At 59.4% G+C, this 17,725-nt stretch carries 20 protein-coding genes; 5 read left to right on the top strand and 15 right to left on the bottom strand.

What is annotated here, in order from left to right; translation table 11 throughout:
- Positions 1–255: 255 nt before the first annotated feature.
- From AC07UR_RS30325 to AC07UR_RS30305, 5 genes are all read left to right on the top strand, one after another.
- The gene (locus tag AC07UR_RS30325; RefSeq protein WP_209792809.1) at positions 256–765 is read left to right on the top strand and encodes a peptide deformylase; all 510 of its coding nucleotides are present in this window, start codon (positions 256–258) and stop codon (positions 763–765) included.
- Positions 766–884: 119 nt separating this feature from the next.
- The gene (locus AC07UR_RS30320; protein ID WP_173419754.1) at positions 885–1,145 is read left to right on the top strand and encodes a hypothetical protein; all 261 of its coding nucleotides are present in this window, start codon (positions 885–887) and stop codon (positions 1,143–1,145) included.
- Positions 1,146–1,292: 147 nt separating this feature from the next.
- The gene (locus tag AC07UR_RS30315) at positions 1,293–1,637 is read left to right on the top strand and encodes a hypothetical protein (protein ID WP_209792807.1); all 345 of its coding nucleotides are present in this window, start codon (positions 1,293–1,295) and stop codon (positions 1,635–1,637) included.
- A gap of 435 nt (positions 1,638–2,072) precedes the next feature.
- Entirely contained in the window at positions 2,073–2,843 is a 771-nt protein-coding gene (locus AC07UR_RS30310; protein ID WP_209792806.1) for an adenylate/guanylate cyclase domain-containing protein, read from the top strand.
- A gap of 413 nt (positions 2,844–3,256) precedes the next feature.
- Positions 3,257–4,165: an AbiU2 domain-containing protein gene (locus tag AC07UR_RS30305; RefSeq protein ID WP_494700291.1), complete on the top strand. Its 909-nt coding sequence runs from the start codon at positions 3,257–3,259 to the stop codon at positions 4,163–4,165.
- A 488-nt stretch (positions 4,166–4,653) separates the two neighbouring features.
- Here the strand turns inward: AC07UR_RS30305 and ligD are convergent, their stop codons facing one another.
- The 15 genes from ligD to AC07UR_RS30230 all read right to left on the bottom strand — a co-directional run bounded on the left by ligD (position 4,654) and on the right by AC07UR_RS30230 (position 17,720).
- Positions 4,654–5,601: a non-homologous end-joining DNA ligase gene (gene ligD / locus AC07UR_RS30300; RefSeq protein ID WP_494724411.1), complete on the bottom strand. Its 948-nt coding sequence runs from the start codon at positions 5,599–5,601 to the stop codon at positions 4,654–4,656.
- Between the two features lie 145 nt (positions 5,602–5,746).
- A complete protein-coding gene (locus tag AC07UR_RS30295) occupies positions 5,747–6,154 on the bottom strand; it encodes a hypothetical protein (RefSeq protein ID WP_494700293.1) in 408 nt (135 codons plus the stop codon).
- A 51-nt stretch (positions 6,155–6,205) separates the two neighbouring features.
- Positions 6,206–6,451, bottom strand: coding sequence for a hypothetical protein (locus tag AC07UR_RS30290; protein WP_494700294.1), 246 nt, complete (start codon positions 6,449–6,451; stop codon positions 6,206–6,208).
- Between the two features lie 117 nt (positions 6,452–6,568).
- Positions 6,569–7,222, bottom strand: a complete 654-nt coding sequence (locus AC07UR_RS30285) for a lysozyme (protein ID WP_494700295.1) — start codon at positions 7,220–7,222, stop codon at positions 6,569–6,571.
- Between the two features lie 252 nt (positions 7,223–7,474).
- Complete coding sequence (locus AC07UR_RS30280) at positions 7,475–8,536, bottom strand: alginate O-acetyltransferase AlgX-related protein (RefSeq protein WP_494700296.1); 1,062 nt, start codon at positions 8,534–8,536, stop codon at positions 7,475–7,477.
- 279 nt (positions 8,537–8,815) lie between these two features.
- Positions 8,816–9,130, bottom strand: coding sequence for a hypothetical protein (locus tag AC07UR_RS30275; protein WP_494700297.1), 315 nt, complete (start codon positions 9,128–9,130; stop codon positions 8,816–8,818).
- A gap of 9 nt (positions 9,131–9,139) precedes the next feature.
- Positions 9,140–9,409, bottom strand: a complete 270-nt coding sequence (locus tag AC07UR_RS30270; protein ID WP_494700298.1) for a hypothetical protein — start codon at positions 9,407–9,409, stop codon at positions 9,140–9,142.
- A 226-nt stretch (positions 9,410–9,635) separates the two neighbouring features.
- Positions 9,636–10,958, bottom strand: a complete 1,323-nt coding sequence (locus tag AC07UR_RS30265; protein ID WP_494700299.1) for a hypothetical protein — start codon at positions 10,956–10,958, stop codon at positions 9,636–9,638.
- A gap of 339 nt (positions 10,959–11,297) precedes the next feature.
- On the bottom strand, positions 11,298–12,653 hold the full coding sequence (locus AC07UR_RS30260; RefSeq protein ID WP_494700300.1) for a glycine-rich domain-containing protein: 1,356 nt from the start codon (positions 12,651–12,653) through the stop codon (positions 11,298–11,300).
- A 16-nt stretch (positions 12,654–12,669) separates the two neighbouring features.
- Complete coding sequence (locus tag AC07UR_RS30255) at positions 12,670–13,449, bottom strand: hypothetical protein (protein ID WP_494700301.1); 780 nt, start codon at positions 13,447–13,449, stop codon at positions 12,670–12,672.
- Positions 13,439–14,521, bottom strand: coding sequence for a baseplate J/gp47 family protein (locus AC07UR_RS30250; protein ID WP_494700302.1), 1,083 nt, complete (start codon positions 14,519–14,521; stop codon positions 13,439–13,441). Before AC07UR_RS30250 ends, AC07UR_RS30255 begins: the two co-directional genes overlap by 11 nt.
- 28 nt (positions 14,522–14,549) lie before the next feature.
- A complete protein-coding gene (locus AC07UR_RS30245; RefSeq protein WP_494700303.1) occupies positions 14,550–15,086 on the bottom strand; it encodes a phage GP46 family protein in 537 nt (178 codons plus the stop codon).
- 3 nt (positions 15,087–15,089) lie between these two features.
- The gene (locus AC07UR_RS30240) at positions 15,090–15,449 is read right to left on the bottom strand and encodes a hypothetical protein (protein WP_494700304.1); all 360 of its coding nucleotides are present in this window, start codon (positions 15,447–15,449) and stop codon (positions 15,090–15,092) included.
- Between the two features lie 122 nt (positions 15,450–15,571).
- On the bottom strand, positions 15,572–16,636 hold the full coding sequence (locus tag AC07UR_RS30235; RefSeq protein WP_494700305.1) for a phage baseplate assembly protein: 1,065 nt from the start codon (positions 16,634–16,636) through the stop codon (positions 15,572–15,574).
- 1 nt (position 16,637) lies between these two features.
- Entirely contained in the window at positions 16,638–17,720 is a 1,083-nt protein-coding gene (locus AC07UR_RS30230) for a DNA circularization N-terminal domain-containing protein (RefSeq protein WP_494700306.1), read from the bottom strand.
- Between the last annotated feature and the right edge of the window lie 5 nt (positions 17,721–17,725).

Here is a 17,725-nt window from a genome sequence, read left to right as displayed (position 1 = left end):
CGGCCGCCATGTGCCGATCGGGAAAGGGTACATCACTGCCGGTGTTGTCGCCCCATCCTCCTCAAGGACATGGGCCTTAGTGCCCTGCTAGCGCAAAGCCTTGCCAAGGTCCACATCACAACGGCCAACGTCGCGCGTGTGGTAACAGATTTATTCAAGCTGTTGCAAATACATGGGAAACGCGCATGCGCGTGCACAGTCGACATCGAACTGGCGATCGGATAGCACTATGCGGCCGCAGCCCAGGAGCTTTTGATGGCGATCCGCCCCCTTGTTCGTTTTCCCGACCCTATACTGAACCGGGAAGCACAGACAGTCGACCGGTTCGACGACGCCTTGCAGGCTCTTGCCGACGATCTGCTCGACACGATGCGCGCAGCGCCGGGAATTGGCATCACAGCGCCGCATATCGGCATTCTTCAACGCCTGACAGTGATCGAACTGACCCGTGAAAGCGGTGTCCGCATTTTCGTCAATCCCGAGATCGTTTCCCGCTCGCCGCAAATGGTCAGGCATGCCGAAGGAAGCGTTTCGATGCCTGGAATTTCCGAGGACGTCGAGCGCCCCGCGACGGTGCGCGTCCGGTACCAGACGCTCGACGGCAACGCAGTCGAGGAAGATGCGGATGGCCTGATGGCGGTTTGCCTCCAGCACGAAATCGACCAGCTGAACGGCATATTCTGGACGCAGCGCCTGTCGCGGTTGAAGCGGGAGCGAGCCGTCAAGAAGTTCGACAAGGCCACAAGGGAAACGGCGCGAAGCTGAACCGGCGCGCGCCTCGCAAGTTCAAGCTTCCGGCACGCGGCAATCACCAAAGCCTGCTCTTTCCGCCGCAAGTCAGCATGGCTAAGTTCACATTCATGTTTTCAATCAAGGATCAGCCTATGAAATCGACGCATGTCGCTATCGTCACCCTTCTCGCATTGGCGGGATGCAACAGCACAACGCCCAATCTCGAACCGCTGCCAGGCAGCTTGACCTATGGCGAGACGGGCCCCACGCGCAAGACGATCTCCGCGCCAGGCACGATGATCCAGAACCGCTTCATGCATCAAGGCACGATGGTCTTCGAAACCTACGAAGTTCAACCCGACCATACCTATAAGCTCGTGCGGCGCAATGTCGCCGATACCTGGTCGAACTGAAACCTGGCTTTCTCGTCGCCGGATCGCCAACTTGCTTGGCGCTTCGGTGCTCGCATTCTCAGCCCGATGCCCGGATGAATTTGTCTCATAGTGGAACATTTTCGTTCGAATCCCGTTGTTTAGGATGGCAACAATGGAGGTCATCCGATGACAAAATATCTGGATGAACGGGGCGATCCCATCACAGCGGAGCCCGACGCCGACCGGGAAAACTTCACGGCCCGCGAAAGCCGCCAAGGTCCTCTTGGCGTGCGTGTTCTGGCAATCCTCGGAGCCGGCCTGTTTCTGGCGCTGCTGGTCTGGGGTGGCGCAGCGATCTGGGGCGAAAGCAACGACAACGACCGGACGACGGCAGTCGACCAGGTTCAGCCGTCACCGGAACAGACCGGCAGCATCGATAACAAGAAGGATCGCGTGCAGGCACCGACTGCTGCCGCGCCGATTGCCGGCGGTCAAACGCAACAGGCTTCGCCCGATGGCACGACCAAATAGCAGCAGTTCGCCTTTCATGAGTTTCGCTGCCTGACGACGGCGCCTCGCCGAGCGCCGGTCATCGAAACCGAAACGAGATCGGTTGAAGAAAAATAGACCCAACTGTTGGAAGGCTGGATAAGAAGCGGTCCAGCTGAGCGAGAGCGGAGTGCGCCAAACATAGCTATCGTCCGCCGTGGTGTCCGTGCGGAACGCGAAGTGAAGGCCCCGCCGCGACGTTTATTTATCGCTCTTTCGCAACCACCGACGCATCGACAAGGGCGAAGGGTCCGGCCTGCCGCAGTCAGCCGGCCCTTTGCAGTGGCAGACGGACAGCAGGATGTGTCCGTCTTATCGTCGCCTGAGAAAAACTTCGGGTTGCCAAAGGCAATTGAATATTAGAAGTTTTCTTGTGCGCCACCAATAAGTCTGCGCGGCGCGGCGAGACTGCAGCACATGACGACTGCCTCTTCCCTCGCGCCTACCCATAACAGCGCCAGCATCTGCCGGGGCTGCTGGGATCAGATGCGCGTGCCGATCCCGATCCGCGGGGCGTTTGCCCTTCCCTTTCGGGCATTCGGCATCACCCGAAGCAAGATGAACCCGAATATCTGCACGATCTGCGAACGCTCCTTTCGCTACGTCAAGAAGCAGCGCCACATAAGCGCCCACGCGACGATCCTGTTTGCCGATATGCGAGGGTTTACCTCCCTTTCCGAGCGAACAGAGGCGATCGAGCTGAGTGAGATTGTCAGCCTGTTTCATGATCGATGCGCGCAGGCGATCTGGGCGCATGATGGCATCGTCAACAAGCAGATGGGCGACGGCCTGATGGCGATCTTCAATTTCCCGATCGAGATCAAGGACCACGCTCGTGCTGCGGTCAGGGCTGCGGCGGATATACAGCGACATTACACCGATGCACTCGACGGCATGAGTTCCGATCTGAAGGAATCACGCGACCACCGGCTCGGTGTTGGTGTGGGCATACATACGGGCGATGTCGAGATTGGTGAGTTTTCAAGCTTCCGCAGCGATTTCACCGCGATCGGCGGCACCGTCAATCTCGCCGCACGGCTCGAATCCCAAGCTGCCGCCGGTGAGATCCTCGTGTCAGCCGAGACGGCTGCGCAGGTGCCGGATTTCCTGAGCGCGTCCGAGACCAGGCTGCTTTCACTGAAAGGCCTGGAGCACCCCGTTGAGGCGCGTATACTCACGACGAATTGACGCTGGAGGCCACCCTGGAGCAGATAAATCCGATCCCACACCGGGTCCTGATGCTTCACACCGACAAAGCTAAGCATAGGGATAAAAACAAAAAAACCTGCCGAAGCAGGTTTTCTTTGGTGCGGTCGAGATGTTTCGATTTGAAACCGCGCGCTATATATTTCAATTAGTTATCGCCTCATAGGCTAAATCTGTAGTGCAATCTGTGGTGCACTTTCCAGGCCGCATTCTGACCCGGATATGGTGCCCCATGCCGGTGTGAAGCAATAGCCTATAATCAGCTACTTACAGCGTCGCGGGACACCTTCCCCAACCACCATTTTGTTTTGTTTTTTGTTCGGCATGTCCCACCGATTGCAGGCTATTGGCTCTAAATGCAATGGTGGCTTAACGCCTCAAGGACAGGGAACCAAATGCAAAACAGATCGCGCTTTAGCCGACGGATCGAAAACTGGAAGGCGGCTTACGCTGACGAAACCCACGGCGTGTACGCCACCCTGCAAGGCCTCTACTGGCACTATGCGACATTCAGCACCGCCGTGAGCCTGGTACGACAGGCGCAGGCCCATCCCGACAAATTCTCCCCAAACAGACTTCTGTTCGACATGGTCAGGGAGTCTTTCTGGGAGCGGACACTGCTTGGCGTGCGGCGACTGTTGGACCCTGGGGACCTTTCAGGTGAGAAGGGCGTCTACTCTCTGCGGTCAATCATAAAGGACGCGGAAGCGTGCCAGGGTGCGATCAACCGACGTGCATTCGTCGAAGATATAGCAGGTGTGGTCTACGATTTCGAAGAGCTGGAGCGCGCTGAGTACCAGGAGCTTTTGGCGCTACCGCCGGGAACGGCCAGATGGGGCTCCACCGACGCGATGTTCAGCAAGCGAAGGCATCGCGAGTTCGATTTCCTATCGGGAAAAGACCCGTCGAATAGAAGTCCAAAAGACAGAATTCGACCCGATATTTTCAGAAAGCTCGATGCGCGCCTCACCAGTCTCGATACAATCGCGAAACACGTAAGCACACACATTGCTCATTCGGGAAACGCCCAAAGCAGGGAAGGAAGAGACCTTGATGGCTTCGAGATCCGTGATGCGCGACACGCTCTGAAGCAACTGACCGAAGTCGCCCAGATGACTGGCGCCTGGTTCGCCTATGACGGCGGAGCCGGACTAGCGACACCAATCTACGATCAGTTTGACGGCCTTGATCGGCCTCTGACGGACAGCGACGGCGTGAAAAAGCTGCTTGAGAACTGGGGCAATGTCGATCGCGACATCTCAGAATGGCTACAGATCCGCAGCGAAACAATCGAAGAGTGGTAGCCGGAGGCGGGCCACCTCAATTGGGCGAAATCAATGACTTGCCGAAAAGCTGGACACTCAACTGTCCAGCTTTTTCATTATGCTTTCTGAAAAAGTGTCCAGCCATATTTGAGCAATATTGACTCTGGCAGCACGTGAACATAGCTAGAACATGGACGCAGGCGGGCGCCCTTCAGGACATGCGGCGTGTTGAGACCTCCATCGCGGGAGATAGCGCATGCCTAGATATGAAACTCTCCGAGACATCAAAGTGCCCTTTATGGAGATCGAATGCAGGAACTGCCCGCGCAAAGGGCGGTACAAGGTATCTCGACTGATTGAGAAGTGGGGCCCGGATTTGACCATCCACTCCTTCATCGCCAGCTTGGGAATGACCTGTCCAAAGTACGTGCGCAATGGGCGGTACGATCGGTGCGGCATTGGGTGCCCGCAGCTGGCCAACATGTCTACTCCTGCGCCTTTCACGGAAGAGTACGCGCAGAAGCAGATCAACCGCGAAGCTGAGTAGCGGTGCTGAGATCGAACACGTCAACGCTGTCAGCCAGCTCGCGCAGCCCTTTGAACGATGGATGGCGCAGCTTCCCGTCGCCGGTGAATTCCGTGTAGGTGATCTCGGCGACGAATGCGGGCTCGCAGAACACAGCGTTCTTGCGCTTCAATGCGACCGGCGGCACCTTCGCCGGCATAGCTGCCAGTTGCTTGCGGAGGTCGCGTGCCATCTTTTCAGTAAAGCCGGTACCAACGCCGCCGACATAGACCAGTTCGTCGCCTCGCCGAGCCGCCAGCAACAGCCGCGAGATCGCTCCGGTCACTTTCGTTGAAGGCTCGAACCCGACGACTATGAAACCGTCGCTCTGGATGCATTTCAGCTTGAGCCAATCACCGAGCCGGCCGGAACGGTACGGCGCCCGCCTCTCCTTGGCGATGATACCTTCAAGGCCCAACTTGCAGGCATGCTCCAGAATCGCCGCACCCTCGCCTTCGATCTCTTCTGACAATCGAATAACCGTGCCGCCCTCGTTTATCGCATCTTCGAGCATCGTCCGACGCTCGCGCTGTTCCATGCCGCGCAAGTCGTGACCGTCGACGTAGAGGAGATCGAAGGCATAGAACCGCGCCTCATCGGCTTCGCGCTTGCCACCTCGGCCGCCCAATGCCGCCTGAAGCATGCTGAAGTTCGAACGCCCAGCCTCGTCGAGCACGACCGCCTCCCCGTCGAGAATCATGGTCGTCGGCCCTAGAACCTTCGCTGCCGCCTCAATCGCCGGGAAACGATGCGTCCAATCATGGCCACCGCGGGTAATGATGCGCACGCGGCCCGGCTCGATATGGACCGACAGGCGATAGCCGTCCCACTTGATTTCGAATGCCCAATCGCCAGAGGCCGGCACTTTCTTGGCAAGCAGCGCAAGGCATGGCTCGACGCGATCCGGCATGGGATCCGCAATCGGCCTAGGAGTCGGTTTCTTCCTCGGTGTTTTAGCCATTCCGCATTAACGCATGAGATGGCGAAAACGTCTCACCCACTAACAGCTCGCTCGCCCTTGTCCTCTCACAACCCTGATCAACCGCTGGCGCCGGTCAACGCCTAAGCTGCCCACCCTCGATGCGCTGCAGAATCTCTCGCATCACCTTCAAGTCGCCGGACTGCTGGCTGACCAGCGACTGCAGATCCTTGATCGCCGCCGTGGTCGACCCACTGGACTGCTCCATGATCGTCACCCGATAGGTGAGGTTCTCAATTTTCCGCACGTCGGCTTCGAGCGAGCGGAAACGCTCCTCGTTTCTGGCCTCTACGGCCTTCACCTCGACCAGGCGCTCTTTGTGCAGCAGCTCGTGCCCCGAGCGCCAGTTCTGCAACTCTTCTATATCCCGACTCTTCTCGACCCAGATCGCAACGCCACCGACGCACATGCCGAGCAGCGTGACGAGCTGGATGATCGTATTGAGGTTCCATTCGAGTTTTTGAGCACGCCTTGGGAGTTCCATTTGCCCATTCTCCTGCCGCATCATGCCCCTCGTGTCTGCCTGCTGTGATGATCAACGCGCTTCGCCGTGTCGCACGCATTCCGCATTCGTCCAGACGCCGCCGGCGCAAAGGCCGACGACAGTCCTGTCTATCTTTCGCTGATCTGCCGGCGTCGCCCCTCGCGCGCCAACCAGGTCAGTTCCAACTACCTGCCGCAGACCGTCGACACTTGCTGGCGGCAAAGTCCCACACGCCGCCCCTATTGAGGCATAAGTCAAAGTCAGAGCGAGCATCACCCGCCGAAGTAGCCGACGCATTGTTTCGCCTTTCAATCGAGGCCTTGAGCGATTGGGCGCCGTCCTCGCGGATCTCAAGGACGGTCCAGGTGATGGCGGCGAGCACCAGCACGCCGCCGAGGATCTTCGGCCAGGGGATCATGCCGGATCGAGCCGCTTGCGGATGAAGAGAAAAGCGCCGCCAGCAAACGACGCGACAATGATGCCGGCGAGCGCCCACTGCAGCGGACCATTGCCGGTGAATGCAAAGCCAAGGGTCGAGATGATGCCAGCAAGCCAGCTTACGTTTTCCTTCGTCACGACTTCCGGCGCCTTCGGTGCGGCCGGCACAGTGTTGCTAGAAACGAACTCGCCCTTCACCCAAAGCCCGGCCTCGGCCGATCGCCGGTTGACGAGACCCTTCACCCGCTTGCCGCCGGCGTTGACCCACTTCATCAGTTCGGCCGGAACAGCGTCATAGTCACCGGCGTTGAGCTTATTGAGCAGCGTCGACTTGCCGAGCCTGCCGGTGTTGAAGTCGAAGGAGACGAGCACGGCCTGCTGGTTGTCGGTCAACGGCACCTTGACCAGGCGCGAGACCCGTTCCTCGAACTTTGCGAGATCCTCGCGCAGGATGGCCTCCGCCTCTGCCTCGGTGATCACCATGTTCGGCGTCACCAAAGGCGCGCCGGCAGCGCTGGTATGGCCATAGCCGATCGTCCAGACGCCGCCGACGTCGCGATAGGCCTTCGTCTTCAGGCCTTCCCATTGCTTGACGTGCGCAAGGCCCGCCGCGTTGATGCGTCGTGTCATTTGTTTCACCTTGTTGTCGTGTGGAAAGTTGATAGAGCCAGCGACATTCGGACGCGGCGGTCAGCCAACGGAACCGAAAACAACAGTCGCGAGTTGAGAGCTTTGGTGTTAGAAGCGCCGCCGCCCGTTCACATCAGCGAAGTGCGATATGTTGCAATACGACAGAAAACTTGCCGCCATTGTTCTGACGACGTTCGGGACGCTGATCGTTATAGCGACAGGGCTATTGGCCCTATCCATCTGTGCTGGCGTCTAGCGGACCCACTGAGGTGGGATCAGCCCCGATACCTCGCTCGGCGACTGCCTAACAATCTGCTTGATCGCATGAACATCGACAACTCGGTCGCCCACAACAGGGACGGTCATACAGTACCGCCCGTTCGTCTGCATGATGACCCGATCAGGCTTTTCCGCGTCGAGAACTTCTCGGATTGGCATAACGGAAGGCGTAACCACCCGAACCGTCCGCCGGAATATGTTTCTCGCCGCCCGCTGCATTTGACCGCAGAAGCTGTCTCCGAAAATGACGATGCTCTCATCGATGACGGGCGCGGTGTTCGTATAGATCCCGATCGACCCCGTCGTTTGGAAGCGATTGTGGAATTCGACTTTGATCCGGTCTTTGTCCTCTACGAGCGTGCGCGCCGCATCGCTAAGTTCAGGGTGCAGCTTCGATCCAAGATCGCCGATGGACTGGATGTCATTGAATGTCAGCAAGCTTTTCAGATCGAGGTTGAAGCCCCACGCCGATAGCACGTCCTCGAAAGCGACCATCGCGCCGAAGTCGCTCCAGTGGGTGTCCGTCTTGTAGTACGAGCCAGGCTCTTGCCGAAGCTTGGCGATCGGGCAAGAGAATGGCACGCCAGAGCGATCAAGCACTGACAGAAGCCGGTTGAGGGCAGGATAGCGCGCGGGTTTCTGCGGATAGAATTCCGGGTGCACGTCCTCCTTACTCGGTGCCACCACAAAACAGGAGCGCCCGGCCGGGATAATCTTCGAAACGAAGGAAAGGTAACTCGCCCATTTCTCCTCAAGCGCCCGGCTGAACGGCAGAGAGCCAGAGAAGATTTCGACAGATCGGTTTGTGTCGTTCTTCAGGAAAAGCCAGTCGTCAGCGCCGATTAGAACCTGAGAGATTTTCTCAAGCTCGACGGTACAGAGTACCCTTTCCCCGCTTTCGCTGACCAAATGCATGGACTTAAGGCCGTGAAAATCAATATTGGCCTTTATCCCGCTGATCAGATCGCAGACCACTCCCTGCTTGTCGAAGTGACGGACAACGTCTGGCCGCTCAAAATTGAGCGGTACATCCACATTCCTGCCGTCCTCGTACCGCAATCGCAGAGAGGCTTTCTCTCCGGTTGGCACAAAAGCCCATCCTAAGACAGGGGTCGATCCAAGGTCTTTATGCCTGGTTAGAACGCCCGCATTCGGTTGGTCGACGTTAAAGCGGGCTCCTGGCGCACCACGAAAGTGAATTCGGAATTTCGTGCTGTCCTTAGTCTGCTCCCTGGTGTCGCTATCCTGAGATAGCCCGATATCGTGGATGCCCAATTCTATCCCCAACGCTCAATCAGAAGCCGTAGGAGACGCTTATACTCTACCGCCGTCCAACAACTCAAGCGCTGGTGCTGCGATCATTATCGCATCTTTAAAGCGAACCGGAACCATCTCCTTGATCAAGGCGACGTCTTCGACTGAGATATCCATCTCGCCTTTCGACTGCCAGATCTTGCGCGCCAGATCATTGCGGCGGAGGATGTCCGCTGCCTCGAGCGTTCGGCCAGACGATACCATCAGTGCTTCGATGGCAGCAAACTTGAGAGTTGCATACTCTACCGGTTCTTCGCGAATGAGGATGGGGATGCCTCGATAGGCCTGCAGTTCCTGAGTGAAGTCGATTTTCATGATAGCTCCTTAAGGGTAAGTGATCGGCGGATTTTCCGCCAGCCATGACGCGTCGGTTGCCGCGAAAGTGGCGTTATGTGTATCGATCGCGGCTTTTGCTTCGGCCAAGGATTCGAAGACGGTGCGATTGAAGTCATGCGCCGGGACGAGCATCTGGCGCTCTTCATCGAACAGCAACCAGCGCGGCACTCGACTTCCATCGTCGGAGCGAAGCACCGCAAAATCGGCGGCGGCCATCGGCCTAATGATAAAACTCTCAGTCATGGTTGTTCCTGTCACGGTTGAAGATTCCACGTAAGATGAGGAAGCGGGGTCGGGTGGACGGAACCGTTCATGTAACCCGCAGCCACGACGTTAAGCCCGACCATAGCGGAGATGTACAGGCTCAACCCAAACCGCCTGACGGAGGCGTCATCGCGAAAGTCTGTGCGGGGAAAAAAGAAACCGACCGTTACAAGCGGGATCAATAGCGCAAATGCCAGCCAGATCATTTTGGGCCTTCCCGTTAGGAAACAAACTTGGCGAGAAGATCGACGGTTTGTCCTGCCATTCGTATGCGCACCAACCTGTCAGCTGCGACATCAGCCGTGTTCGCAGCCGCATAAGTGAGTTGAAGCACGCCGCCGACGCCCACAGGCTGAAGGACGACGTTCTTGACGGTGTCTCCCCCGACCGCGTTTGCGCGAATGGTAGGACCAGACCCCGCCGCTGTCGCAACGATCTCAAGAAAGTTGACCGCAGACGACGACGTCAGCGCCCGGAAGTAGACGCCATCCCCGCCGTTGCGACGAAACTCAGTGCCATTGTCGATATAATATTGCCGTGTCCCTGCGGCGGCTGTCGCCACCGTGCTGGTCAGCATCGAGGCTTCACCATCGCTGGCGTACCACGAAATCTTATGCTGCGTTGCCATTGCGATCGCACGACCGAAACCGCTGGTCAGAACGAGCGCATCGCTCCTGAATACGATGCCCGTGTTGAAGCGAGCTCCGTTGTTGATGATGGCAAGGGCGTGCGAGACGTCAAGCGCGTCAGGATTTACCGCAGTGTCCCCGCCCGAAGCGATCGACATGCCGTAGGACCAGGCGGCCGGAACCGTACCTATGAAGCCATACGGCAGATAACTGAGATCAGCCACGCCGCTGCAGTTGGCAATGTCCAGCTCCATCCCTGCCACATTGCCGGCCGTTGCCGATCCCCGAACAGCGTCGATGTAGACCGCCCAGCAATCTCGGTCGTTCGTGCTCTCGTTGCGGACATGGAAGATGCCGCCGTAGCCCTCGACCAATGCCGCGCCCGTAATGCGCGTGGCGCCGACGAACTGAGCGCCGTTGGACCCGGTCGACAAGACGCGAGCGTGCGCCTCCATGTATCCGCAGCCATGAGTGGCGCCGGGTTTAACCGTATGCATCCACGCGGCCCCGGTGCTCGGGTCAGGTACTGTCGAGCAGTCAAAACCAGCGCTATCGCCGATCATGACGCGTTCGCGCAGGCGGTGGACATAGGCCGGCGTTGCGCTGTTCGACCAGAAGCCGCGCGCTTCCGCACCCTCACGGATATAGACGACGGTCGGGTCGGCCGTAGAGGGGACGTAGATGTACTGATCCAGATCGACTGCCATTGCGGCAATGGCTGCTGCTGAAAGAGACGCGATCAGGCGTGGGTAAAAAAGCCCTTGCTCAGGGACCTCACGCAAGACCGCGCCGAGATCCTGCGCCGGGTCGATGGCCTTCAGCGCCGACCTGTCGGCCACATAAACGGGCGTGGACAGGTTCGAACGAGCGGCACCCTTATCGGCGAGGTCGGCGAGGTTTTGCGCCTTCTGCATTGCGCCGATGATCCGCGCATCGTCGCCGGCTGCAAACGTACCTGGTTCCGTTCCGACGTCACCAGGTTGAAGCGCCGTCTCGGCCAGATTTCCTTGCTCAAGCGACGCCGCACCGATGTTGGAGCGTATCACGGATTGATCTTCATCCGAAAAATCCTGCGACGCGTCAGAGCGCAGAAGACCCAGCCCGCCAAGCGCCGCGACTAGCGTGTCGCGGTCGCCTCCGGGATATGCAAGATAATTGGTGAGAGGATTTTCTGCCATCAGTTTCCGCCTTGGCGAGCCGTAGGAAGACGCTCGTCTATGTGTTCAACAGAGAATTTGTGTTCGCGCAGAAGTTCAATACTCGATGACGACAAGTCCATTTGCGCCTGGTGCACCGGCATAGTTCCCTGCAGACCCGCCATTGCCACCGCCCCCAGGGAACAGACCGGCGGCGCCGACGCCTCCGATCGAGATCGTCGGCGATCCGGAGCCCATCCCCGCACTTCCACCAATGCCCGCCGCCGGTGTCGCGCCGACGAGGAAGGCGATTCCAGCACTCGCACCCGACACAGCAAAGGGCCCAGAGCCAGCGCCGCCGCCACCCGCCTGGCTCGTCTGGAGAGCATTGTTCCCAGCGTAACCTCGTCCGCCACCCGTCGCGCTGATAAAGCTTCCAAATGACGACGGCCCGCCATCCTGTCCATTCGACGGCGTTGCGGCGCCCCCCGCCCCCCCATTGCCGACTGTGATAGCGATGATCTGACCTGGAGTGACCTCGACGATGCCTTCTGCATAGCCGGCGCCGCCGCCGCCGCTGCCACCTCCCCCGGCGCCGAGTGATCCACCCGCTCCACCGCCGCCGCCCCATACGCGCGCCTTGACACGGTACACGTCGGCGGGAACGGTGAAGCTTCCCGACGCCGTAAACTGCTGAGTATTGCGGGCGGGAATGTTGGCCGGCGAGAAATTGGCGATCTGGAATTTTGTGCCGTCATAGACCAGCAGCGCGTCCTGGCCGGCAACCAGGTCGTTGCTCCGGGTCGGGGCGCCGTTCGCTCTGGTTAGGTTCTTTGCGCCCGCTCCGAAATTCGCGGTTGATGCGCCGGTTACCGCGTTGGCAATCTTGATGCTGAAAACGCTTCCCTGCTTGTACTCGCTGACAGCGGGGACAACGGCGGCAACAATCAAATTGGCACTGCCCGTGTCTGCGCCGACATGAACGAGCGTCTGCTCGGCAGGCAATGCACCGAGCGCCTGGAAGAACTCACCGTCGTACGCGAAGGTGACCAGATCGCCGTCAGACCACTCTCCGCCGGCAAGCGCGCCGCCACCTCGCCGGACAATACCAATGGCAGACAGACCTGTAACCCGCAGCGTTGCGGGTCCAGTTGGCGCCGAGGTCGTCTGTACAATCAGCGGCATGCCGATGATGTCGGAATAAGATGACGGCGCCGGATTGAGGCTTACGACAATCGCGTTCGCAGTACCCGTTGCTTCTGCGAAGTTCATTTTCTGGCTCTGAATAGCCCTCGCCAGCTGCAGGAGATCCGCTGGCGCGAACCCCGATTTGCTGATGACATCGACGATTTCCCGCTGAGGATCTTCGATTGCCGCCGCAGGAGGCACGGACCCCCTGACCGCAGCCGCGGTATTTCGGTCGACGTAGGGGGCGTCGGAATCACTGGAGCCAAAAGGTGCATGATATTTCATTGGTGTTCCTCAAAGCTTAGATTGCCCCGGATATCAGGTAGCGGCCGTCACCATCGGTGAGGCGGTTGCCTTGGCCATCAATCAGGTATGCGAAGAAGGACAACACCGGCGTTGTCCATGCCGGTGCGATGCGATTCAGGATGCAGAGCAAACGCTCCCCATCGCCAATATCAAACAAGGGATCGACGCCAAGTTCGCTTTCCCCGACGTGGAAATAATCAATGGCCAGATCGACAACGCGGGCGATCCAGAAAGTTTCCTGACGGATATCACCGAGGGTGTGCTCTCCGCCGCATTCCGAAAAACCGCATTCAAACATGGCCGGCTCTTCGATCGAGATCGAAAAGCCGTAGGCGCTCGCAATCCTGATGACGTCGCCAGGCGTGATCGTCGCCAGACTGAGGACTTTGGCTTCAAGCGCGCGAAGCCGTTCGGATCGCGTCGACGGCCCTTCAACGCATGTATCCGGAAGTCCGTATTCCGCTTCCCATTCCGGCAAAAGATCGAATACACCACTGACGGTCGCTTCACGCCAAAGCTGAAAAGCCCTGGCGTAGAGCCATTCGAATGGGTCGATCAGCACGCGCGTAAAACGGGCGAGATTACTACTCAGGCTTACCGCCTGACCGTCTGGCGATCCCCAGGCCGCGCCCTGCGGCCAGAGCGATATCGCCGCTGAGACGAGATCATCGTTGCTTGGCATCGACAGGCTGTCTTGTGGAGCAGGGACCGGGAGCGGCTGAAAGCCGATCGAGGCCAGCGTCGTCAGCGTATTAAGAGCCGGGTCACGCGCCATAGGTCACGACCCCCAGGACAGGAAACTGCCCATCGGTCAGGACGATGTCGCCCGATGGGGCAAGCAGCGTATGTCTGTCTTCGCCCGTGGTTTGGGAGATCGTCTCGGAGATCCACGATCGCGACAGGACGAACACGTTTGCCGGAATGCCGGGCCTGCACCGGTCACGAAACATTGCCGTCAGGTTTTCCGAGATACGCGCCCGAAGCTCCTCCGTATCCACAGAAAGACCGGAAATAGTGATATCGACTGGTCGCGCGATCGGGGCTTGCGCAACACTGTCGTCAACCCTGATCAGCCTTTGCGCGTCGATAGCCGCCTGCACGACATCGACGTCGGCAGGCAGCGGGATCAGATTGGGGCGACCTTCGAAGAGAAAGAAGACGACAACAAAACCGGGTGACAGCGTGTCCCGATACGCCCAGGCTTTCGCAACCCCTGACACTGAAAGCGCGATGCGTTCATAATCGCTCAATGTCCCACCACCGGGTGGATTGCGCTTGCGCTGAAGCCCCCGTGTTCGCAGAGACTCATCACTTTCGATATCCGCGCCGCCGCCGATACCGCCACTCGCCACAGCCCATTGTGTGCCGAGATCGGGCCACAAGCCAGGATCGGCAAGCGTCATGGTGCCGTCGGCATCACGATTGGCAGACGCTGCATATTCGACCGACGTCACCGGCAAACTCAACTGACCGCCGGCCGCAGCTGTTGCCGGAGCCGTCGAGATGTAGGTGTTTCGACCGGAAACAAAACGGATACCGGCAGGGTAGACCGTACCGCCGAGCCCCAATCCCTCGATCACACCAGACGCAGATGCGGCCGGGCGGCGATAGATACCGACGTCGGATGCATGGAGAGCAAGATACTGGCCGCTCGCCGTCGACAGAAACAACTGGCGCGCCAGCCAGCCCATCCGCAATTCGAATTCATGGCTGATGCCCGCCAGCACCTTTCCGGTCACCGTCACGAAGTTGTTTGCCAGCGCCGAATCCGTACCCGGCAGGTACTGTCGGAAGGCGCCACGAGCGCGCGCGGAAGTCTCGCTGAGAGAGCGGATCGTCCAAGCCATGAAAATTCCTCGAATGAAGGATTAGGCGTCAGCGCGCCAAGGGACTGACGACGCCGTCGAGCTGCCGCCACATGATGTCGAACTTGCGCTCATAGACCCGCGCGCCGTCCCGCCCGTAAAGCGAGGCGGTGTAATCGACGCGGTTGCCTGCTCTATCAACCGAAACGTCTACCCCGACCGAGGCAACCGCACCCTGGTCGATGAGCGGCTGCAGCGCCTCGCGAACGTAGTCCTCGACCACGGTCTCGATACCGTCGAAGATGCCGCGACGGCGCAGAAGCCACAGGCGGGAGCCAAGCGGCTGCTCGTCATTCATCAGGTCGAAACTGTCACCGATCCAGCCACGGTTATCCTCCCCGTCCCGAAGCTCGCTATCCTCGACGCGCCGATCGGTCTGAAGGTGGATGAGAACCTGCGTCGCCAGCCCTTGTTCGGCCTGCAGATCGCCGGGCGCTTCCGCATGATCGAGAGGGTTGATGGCCAGATCCCCTGCCACGCCATCCCAGAGCAGATCTGGCGAGCGATAAGGCTCTTTCTGTTCTTCTATCGGTACTATTCTGACCATGGGTCACTCGCCCGTCGGGACAGTGGTTGACGCACCGCCTGGGGCTACGCCGCCATGTCTATGCGTTTTATCCACCGCCACACCATCGTTCCAGATTCCGCCGCCGTTCACCTTCAGGCCTTCGGCATCGATGACTACCGAGACGCCACCCTTCCTGATCGTGAAGGCCGGACCCGCAAGATCAAAAATAACCCCGTCACCCATGACAAATTTGAGGATGTTGCCGCTGGAATCGTAAAGAGCCGTGGCGCCCTGCGGCAGATCTGCCGGGCGGCTGCCGGGGTTTTCGCCGCCGAACAGATAGGCCTGGTCCGGATTTTCCGGCAGCGAAAACAACAAGCCCTTCGAGCCCTTGACGGGCATCGAGGCAAAGCCATGCGGCTCGATCCGATGGATAGAGGTCCATGCGTCTCCGAAAGCGCCCCGGCCGGAAGCAAACTGCTGTCCGCCGCGCTCCTCAAGACGGCCATCAAATTCGAACCGCCTCATTCGTCCTCATACTCCGCTTCGATAACGCTCGGCGCTGCATAACCCGCCGAAGTCTTGCCGCGCGGGTTTTCACCACCGAGCGCCCGAGGGTCTGCAAGCGACAACGTCGCCCATGTCCGCTCACCCTGAGAGAAGGTCACGCTCTTGACGATCATCCGCCCCTCGATCCCAAGCCAGTCGTCTTCGATCTGGACTAGCCAGTTCGGCGACCAGAGCCTGCCGCCATCGTCGCGCCAACCGGTTACAAGAAGTGAGGCGGTTACGCTGTTGCCAGCCGCCCGACGCGCCTGCCAGATCGCCCGCTGGCGCATCGCGTCAATGCTGGCTTCGCCCTCATAGGGCAGGATGAGCACACGCTTGCGGGTGACGCCGCTGTCCGTCACCTTCGTTTGCGGGCGCAGCTGCTGCTTGTCGACGCCGCTACTCTGCTGACCGCGAACCTGAATGTCCGAGTAACGCCCTTCTTCCGTCAAGGAAGCACTGGAGCCGGGAAGGATGTTGACACCGCGCTTCAGCGTTCCGGCATGGACACCCTCTGGCTTCGTGGCGATCTTCAGCCGCCCCCTCGCGGTGTCATAGATCAGCGCCCCGCGACCGCGCGCTCTCCGCTCGATCGACGAGAATGCGCTTTCACCAAGCCGCATCTTATGCCGAGGCTCGGGAGGAAAACCCGTCCCATCTGTCTCGATACCAACCCCGTAGCTATCCAGTTCCTTTGCGATTGCCACGAGATCCTTGTTGAGGATCTCTCCGCCATCATGAACCGCAGAGGCTTCGATCAAATCTATGGTCCTGGACACAAACGAGCACGACAGACTGCGATCCACTTCGCTATAGGATGAACCGACGTCGCGGACGAAACCTGTCAACAACAGATCGCCATTGGCGCGAATGGTTGTCGGATGCCCCGGAAAGACAGGAAGCCCGGATCCGACCAGAACAAAATCGCCGCTTGCCGTTCGGGACGCCTCTTCGGCCGAGACGTTGATCTCGATCGACTTCAGTGCAGGCAATCCCTCAACAACGACCGTCTCTAGCGGCCCGGAGCTCGATGGACGCATCTCAGCTCTCCAACGCGTCGAAAGCGATCGGCATAAGAATGGGCGTGCCGGATCTCGCTATATCGACGACCTCGCCTGCACGATCCGCCCTGCCGTAGAGGCGATAGGCCAGAACCGTCGAAGGCATCGAGACACCGGTCTCCACCCGAACGACCGGCACAGCGTTGGCCGCCCGGTCAGAAACGATGCGAACGGCGACTTCGACGAGCTGCGCGACAAACTGGTATAGGTCGACTGCAATGGCACCTTTCACAGACACCACCGCAAGGGCTGCTTCGCCGACAGATCTGATACGGTTACGCGCAGCGCGCGCCTGCGGCCTCGTCATCCAGGCAACCCGTGGTGCCGCGATGCAGAGCCCGTGAGCGAGCAGAATGCTCATGGCATCACGCGTCGTCTGGTCGCCGCCTTCAGGCAAGCGCAGGGTATCGAAACCGGAAGGGTCGACGACGCTCTCGGCAACGATCCGCGTGATATCCATTGCCTCACAGGCAAACCCGAAGGCGTCGAGTTTGACGGACGCCGCAAGCCTTTGACCAAGATACACGCTATCAAGTTCATCCGTGACGAGCACCGAAACCGCCGATGTAAGCCAGCCGGCAACAGTGGGAATGTCGGCATATGCTCGGAAGATCGAGGCAAACACATTCGCCGCCGGCCCGAGACCCGAGGCGACCAGCGCATTCAGGTCACCGACACCAAGCACGCCCCCAGGCTGATTAGAGAGCGGTATGGCCGTGAAGTCGAAAGCGATGTAACCGCGCTGGTCACGGACACGGCTCCTGCGGAAACCCTCGACATAGGCGAGCTGTCCAGCATCGATCGGCAACACGAGACGACCAGGACCGGCAGCCAGACAGGCCGCACTAAGGCTCCGAGACGCGCTGTCGCTGTCATCGCCGATCAGATAGGCCGTGACATCATAGGCTGCCGTCGCAAGCCCCATCTCCTCCAGATAGGTGTATCGACCGCCGGCATACTCGTGTCGTGCGATCCGCTTTCCAGCGGACAAGTCTTCCGCGTCGACCCAGAAGTCGACACCGCGAAAGCTCGCCTTGCGCAACCGCGCCGCCCAATCCTTCATGACAC

The organism is Ensifer sp. GW821-FHT05G01, assembly GCF_059419585.1.
This window is presented reverse-complemented; position numbering and strand designations above follow the sequence as displayed.

Excerpts from the sequence above, each read along its gene's own strand:
- AC07UR_RS30325 (WP_209792809.1), top strand. The coding sequence starts at position 256 with ATGGCGATCCGCCCCCTTGTTCGTTTTCCCGACCCTATACTGAACCGG.
- AC07UR_RS30320 (WP_173419754.1), top strand. The coding sequence starts at position 885 with ATGAAATCGACGCATGTCGCTATCGTCACCCTTCTCGCATTGGCGGGA.
- AC07UR_RS30315 (WP_209792807.1), top strand. The coding sequence starts at position 1,293 with ATGACAAAATATCTGGATGAACGGGGCGATCCCATCACAGCGGAGCCC.
- AC07UR_RS30310 (WP_209792806.1), top strand. The coding sequence starts at position 2,073 with ATGACGACTGCCTCTTCCCTCGCGCCTACCCATAACAGCGCCAGCATC.
- AC07UR_RS30305 (WP_494700291.1), top strand. The coding sequence starts at position 3,257 with ATGCAAAACAGATCGCGCTTTAGCCGACGGATCGAAAACTGGAAGGCG.
- ligD (WP_494724411.1), bottom strand. The coding sequence starts at position 5,601 with ATGCCGGATCGCGTCGAGCCATGCCTTGCGCTGCTTGCCAAGAAAGTG.
- AC07UR_RS30295 (WP_494700293.1), bottom strand. The coding sequence starts at position 6,154 with ATGGAACTCCCAAGGCGTGCTCAAAAACTCGAATGGAACCTCAATACG.
- AC07UR_RS30290 (WP_494700294.1), bottom strand. The coding sequence starts at position 6,451 with ATGCGTCGGCTACTTCGGCGGGTGATGCTCGCTCTGACTTTGACTTAT.
- AC07UR_RS30285 (WP_494700295.1), bottom strand. The coding sequence starts at position 7,222 with ATGACACGACGCATCAACGCGGCGGGCCTTGCGCACGTCAAGCAATGG.
- AC07UR_RS30275 (WP_494700297.1), bottom strand. The coding sequence starts at position 9,130 with ATGAAAATCGACTTCACTCAGGAACTGCAGGCCTATCGAGGCATCCCC.
- AC07UR_RS30265 (WP_494700299.1), bottom strand. The coding sequence starts at position 10,958 with ATGCAGAAGGCGCAAAACCTCGCCGACCTCGCCGATAAGGGTGCCGCT.
- AC07UR_RS30260 (WP_494700300.1), bottom strand. The coding sequence starts at position 12,653 with ATGAAATATCATGCACCTTTTGGCTCCAGTGATTCCGACGCCCCCTAC.
- AC07UR_RS30255 (WP_494700301.1), bottom strand. The coding sequence starts at position 13,449 with ATGGCGCGTGACCCGGCTCTTAATACGCTGACGACGCTGGCCTCGATC.
- AC07UR_RS30250 (WP_494700302.1), bottom strand. The coding sequence starts at position 14,521 with ATGGCTTGGACGATCCGCTCTCTCAGCGAGACTTCCGCGCGCGCTCGT.
- AC07UR_RS30245 (WP_494700303.1), bottom strand. The coding sequence starts at position 15,086 with ATGGTCAGAATAGTACCGATAGAAGAACAGAAAGAGCCTTATCGCTCG.
- AC07UR_RS30240 (WP_494700304.1), bottom strand. The coding sequence starts at position 15,449 with ATGCCCGTCAAGGGCTCGAAGGGCTTGTTGTTTTCGCTGCCGGAAAAT.
- AC07UR_RS30235 (WP_494700305.1), bottom strand. The coding sequence starts at position 16,636 with ATGCGTCCATCGAGCTCCGGGCCGCTAGAGACGGTCGTTGTTGAGGGA.
- AC07UR_RS30230 (WP_494700306.1), bottom strand. The coding sequence starts at position 17,720 with ATGAAGGATTGGGCGGCGCGGTTGCGCAAGGCGAGCTTTCGCGGTGTC.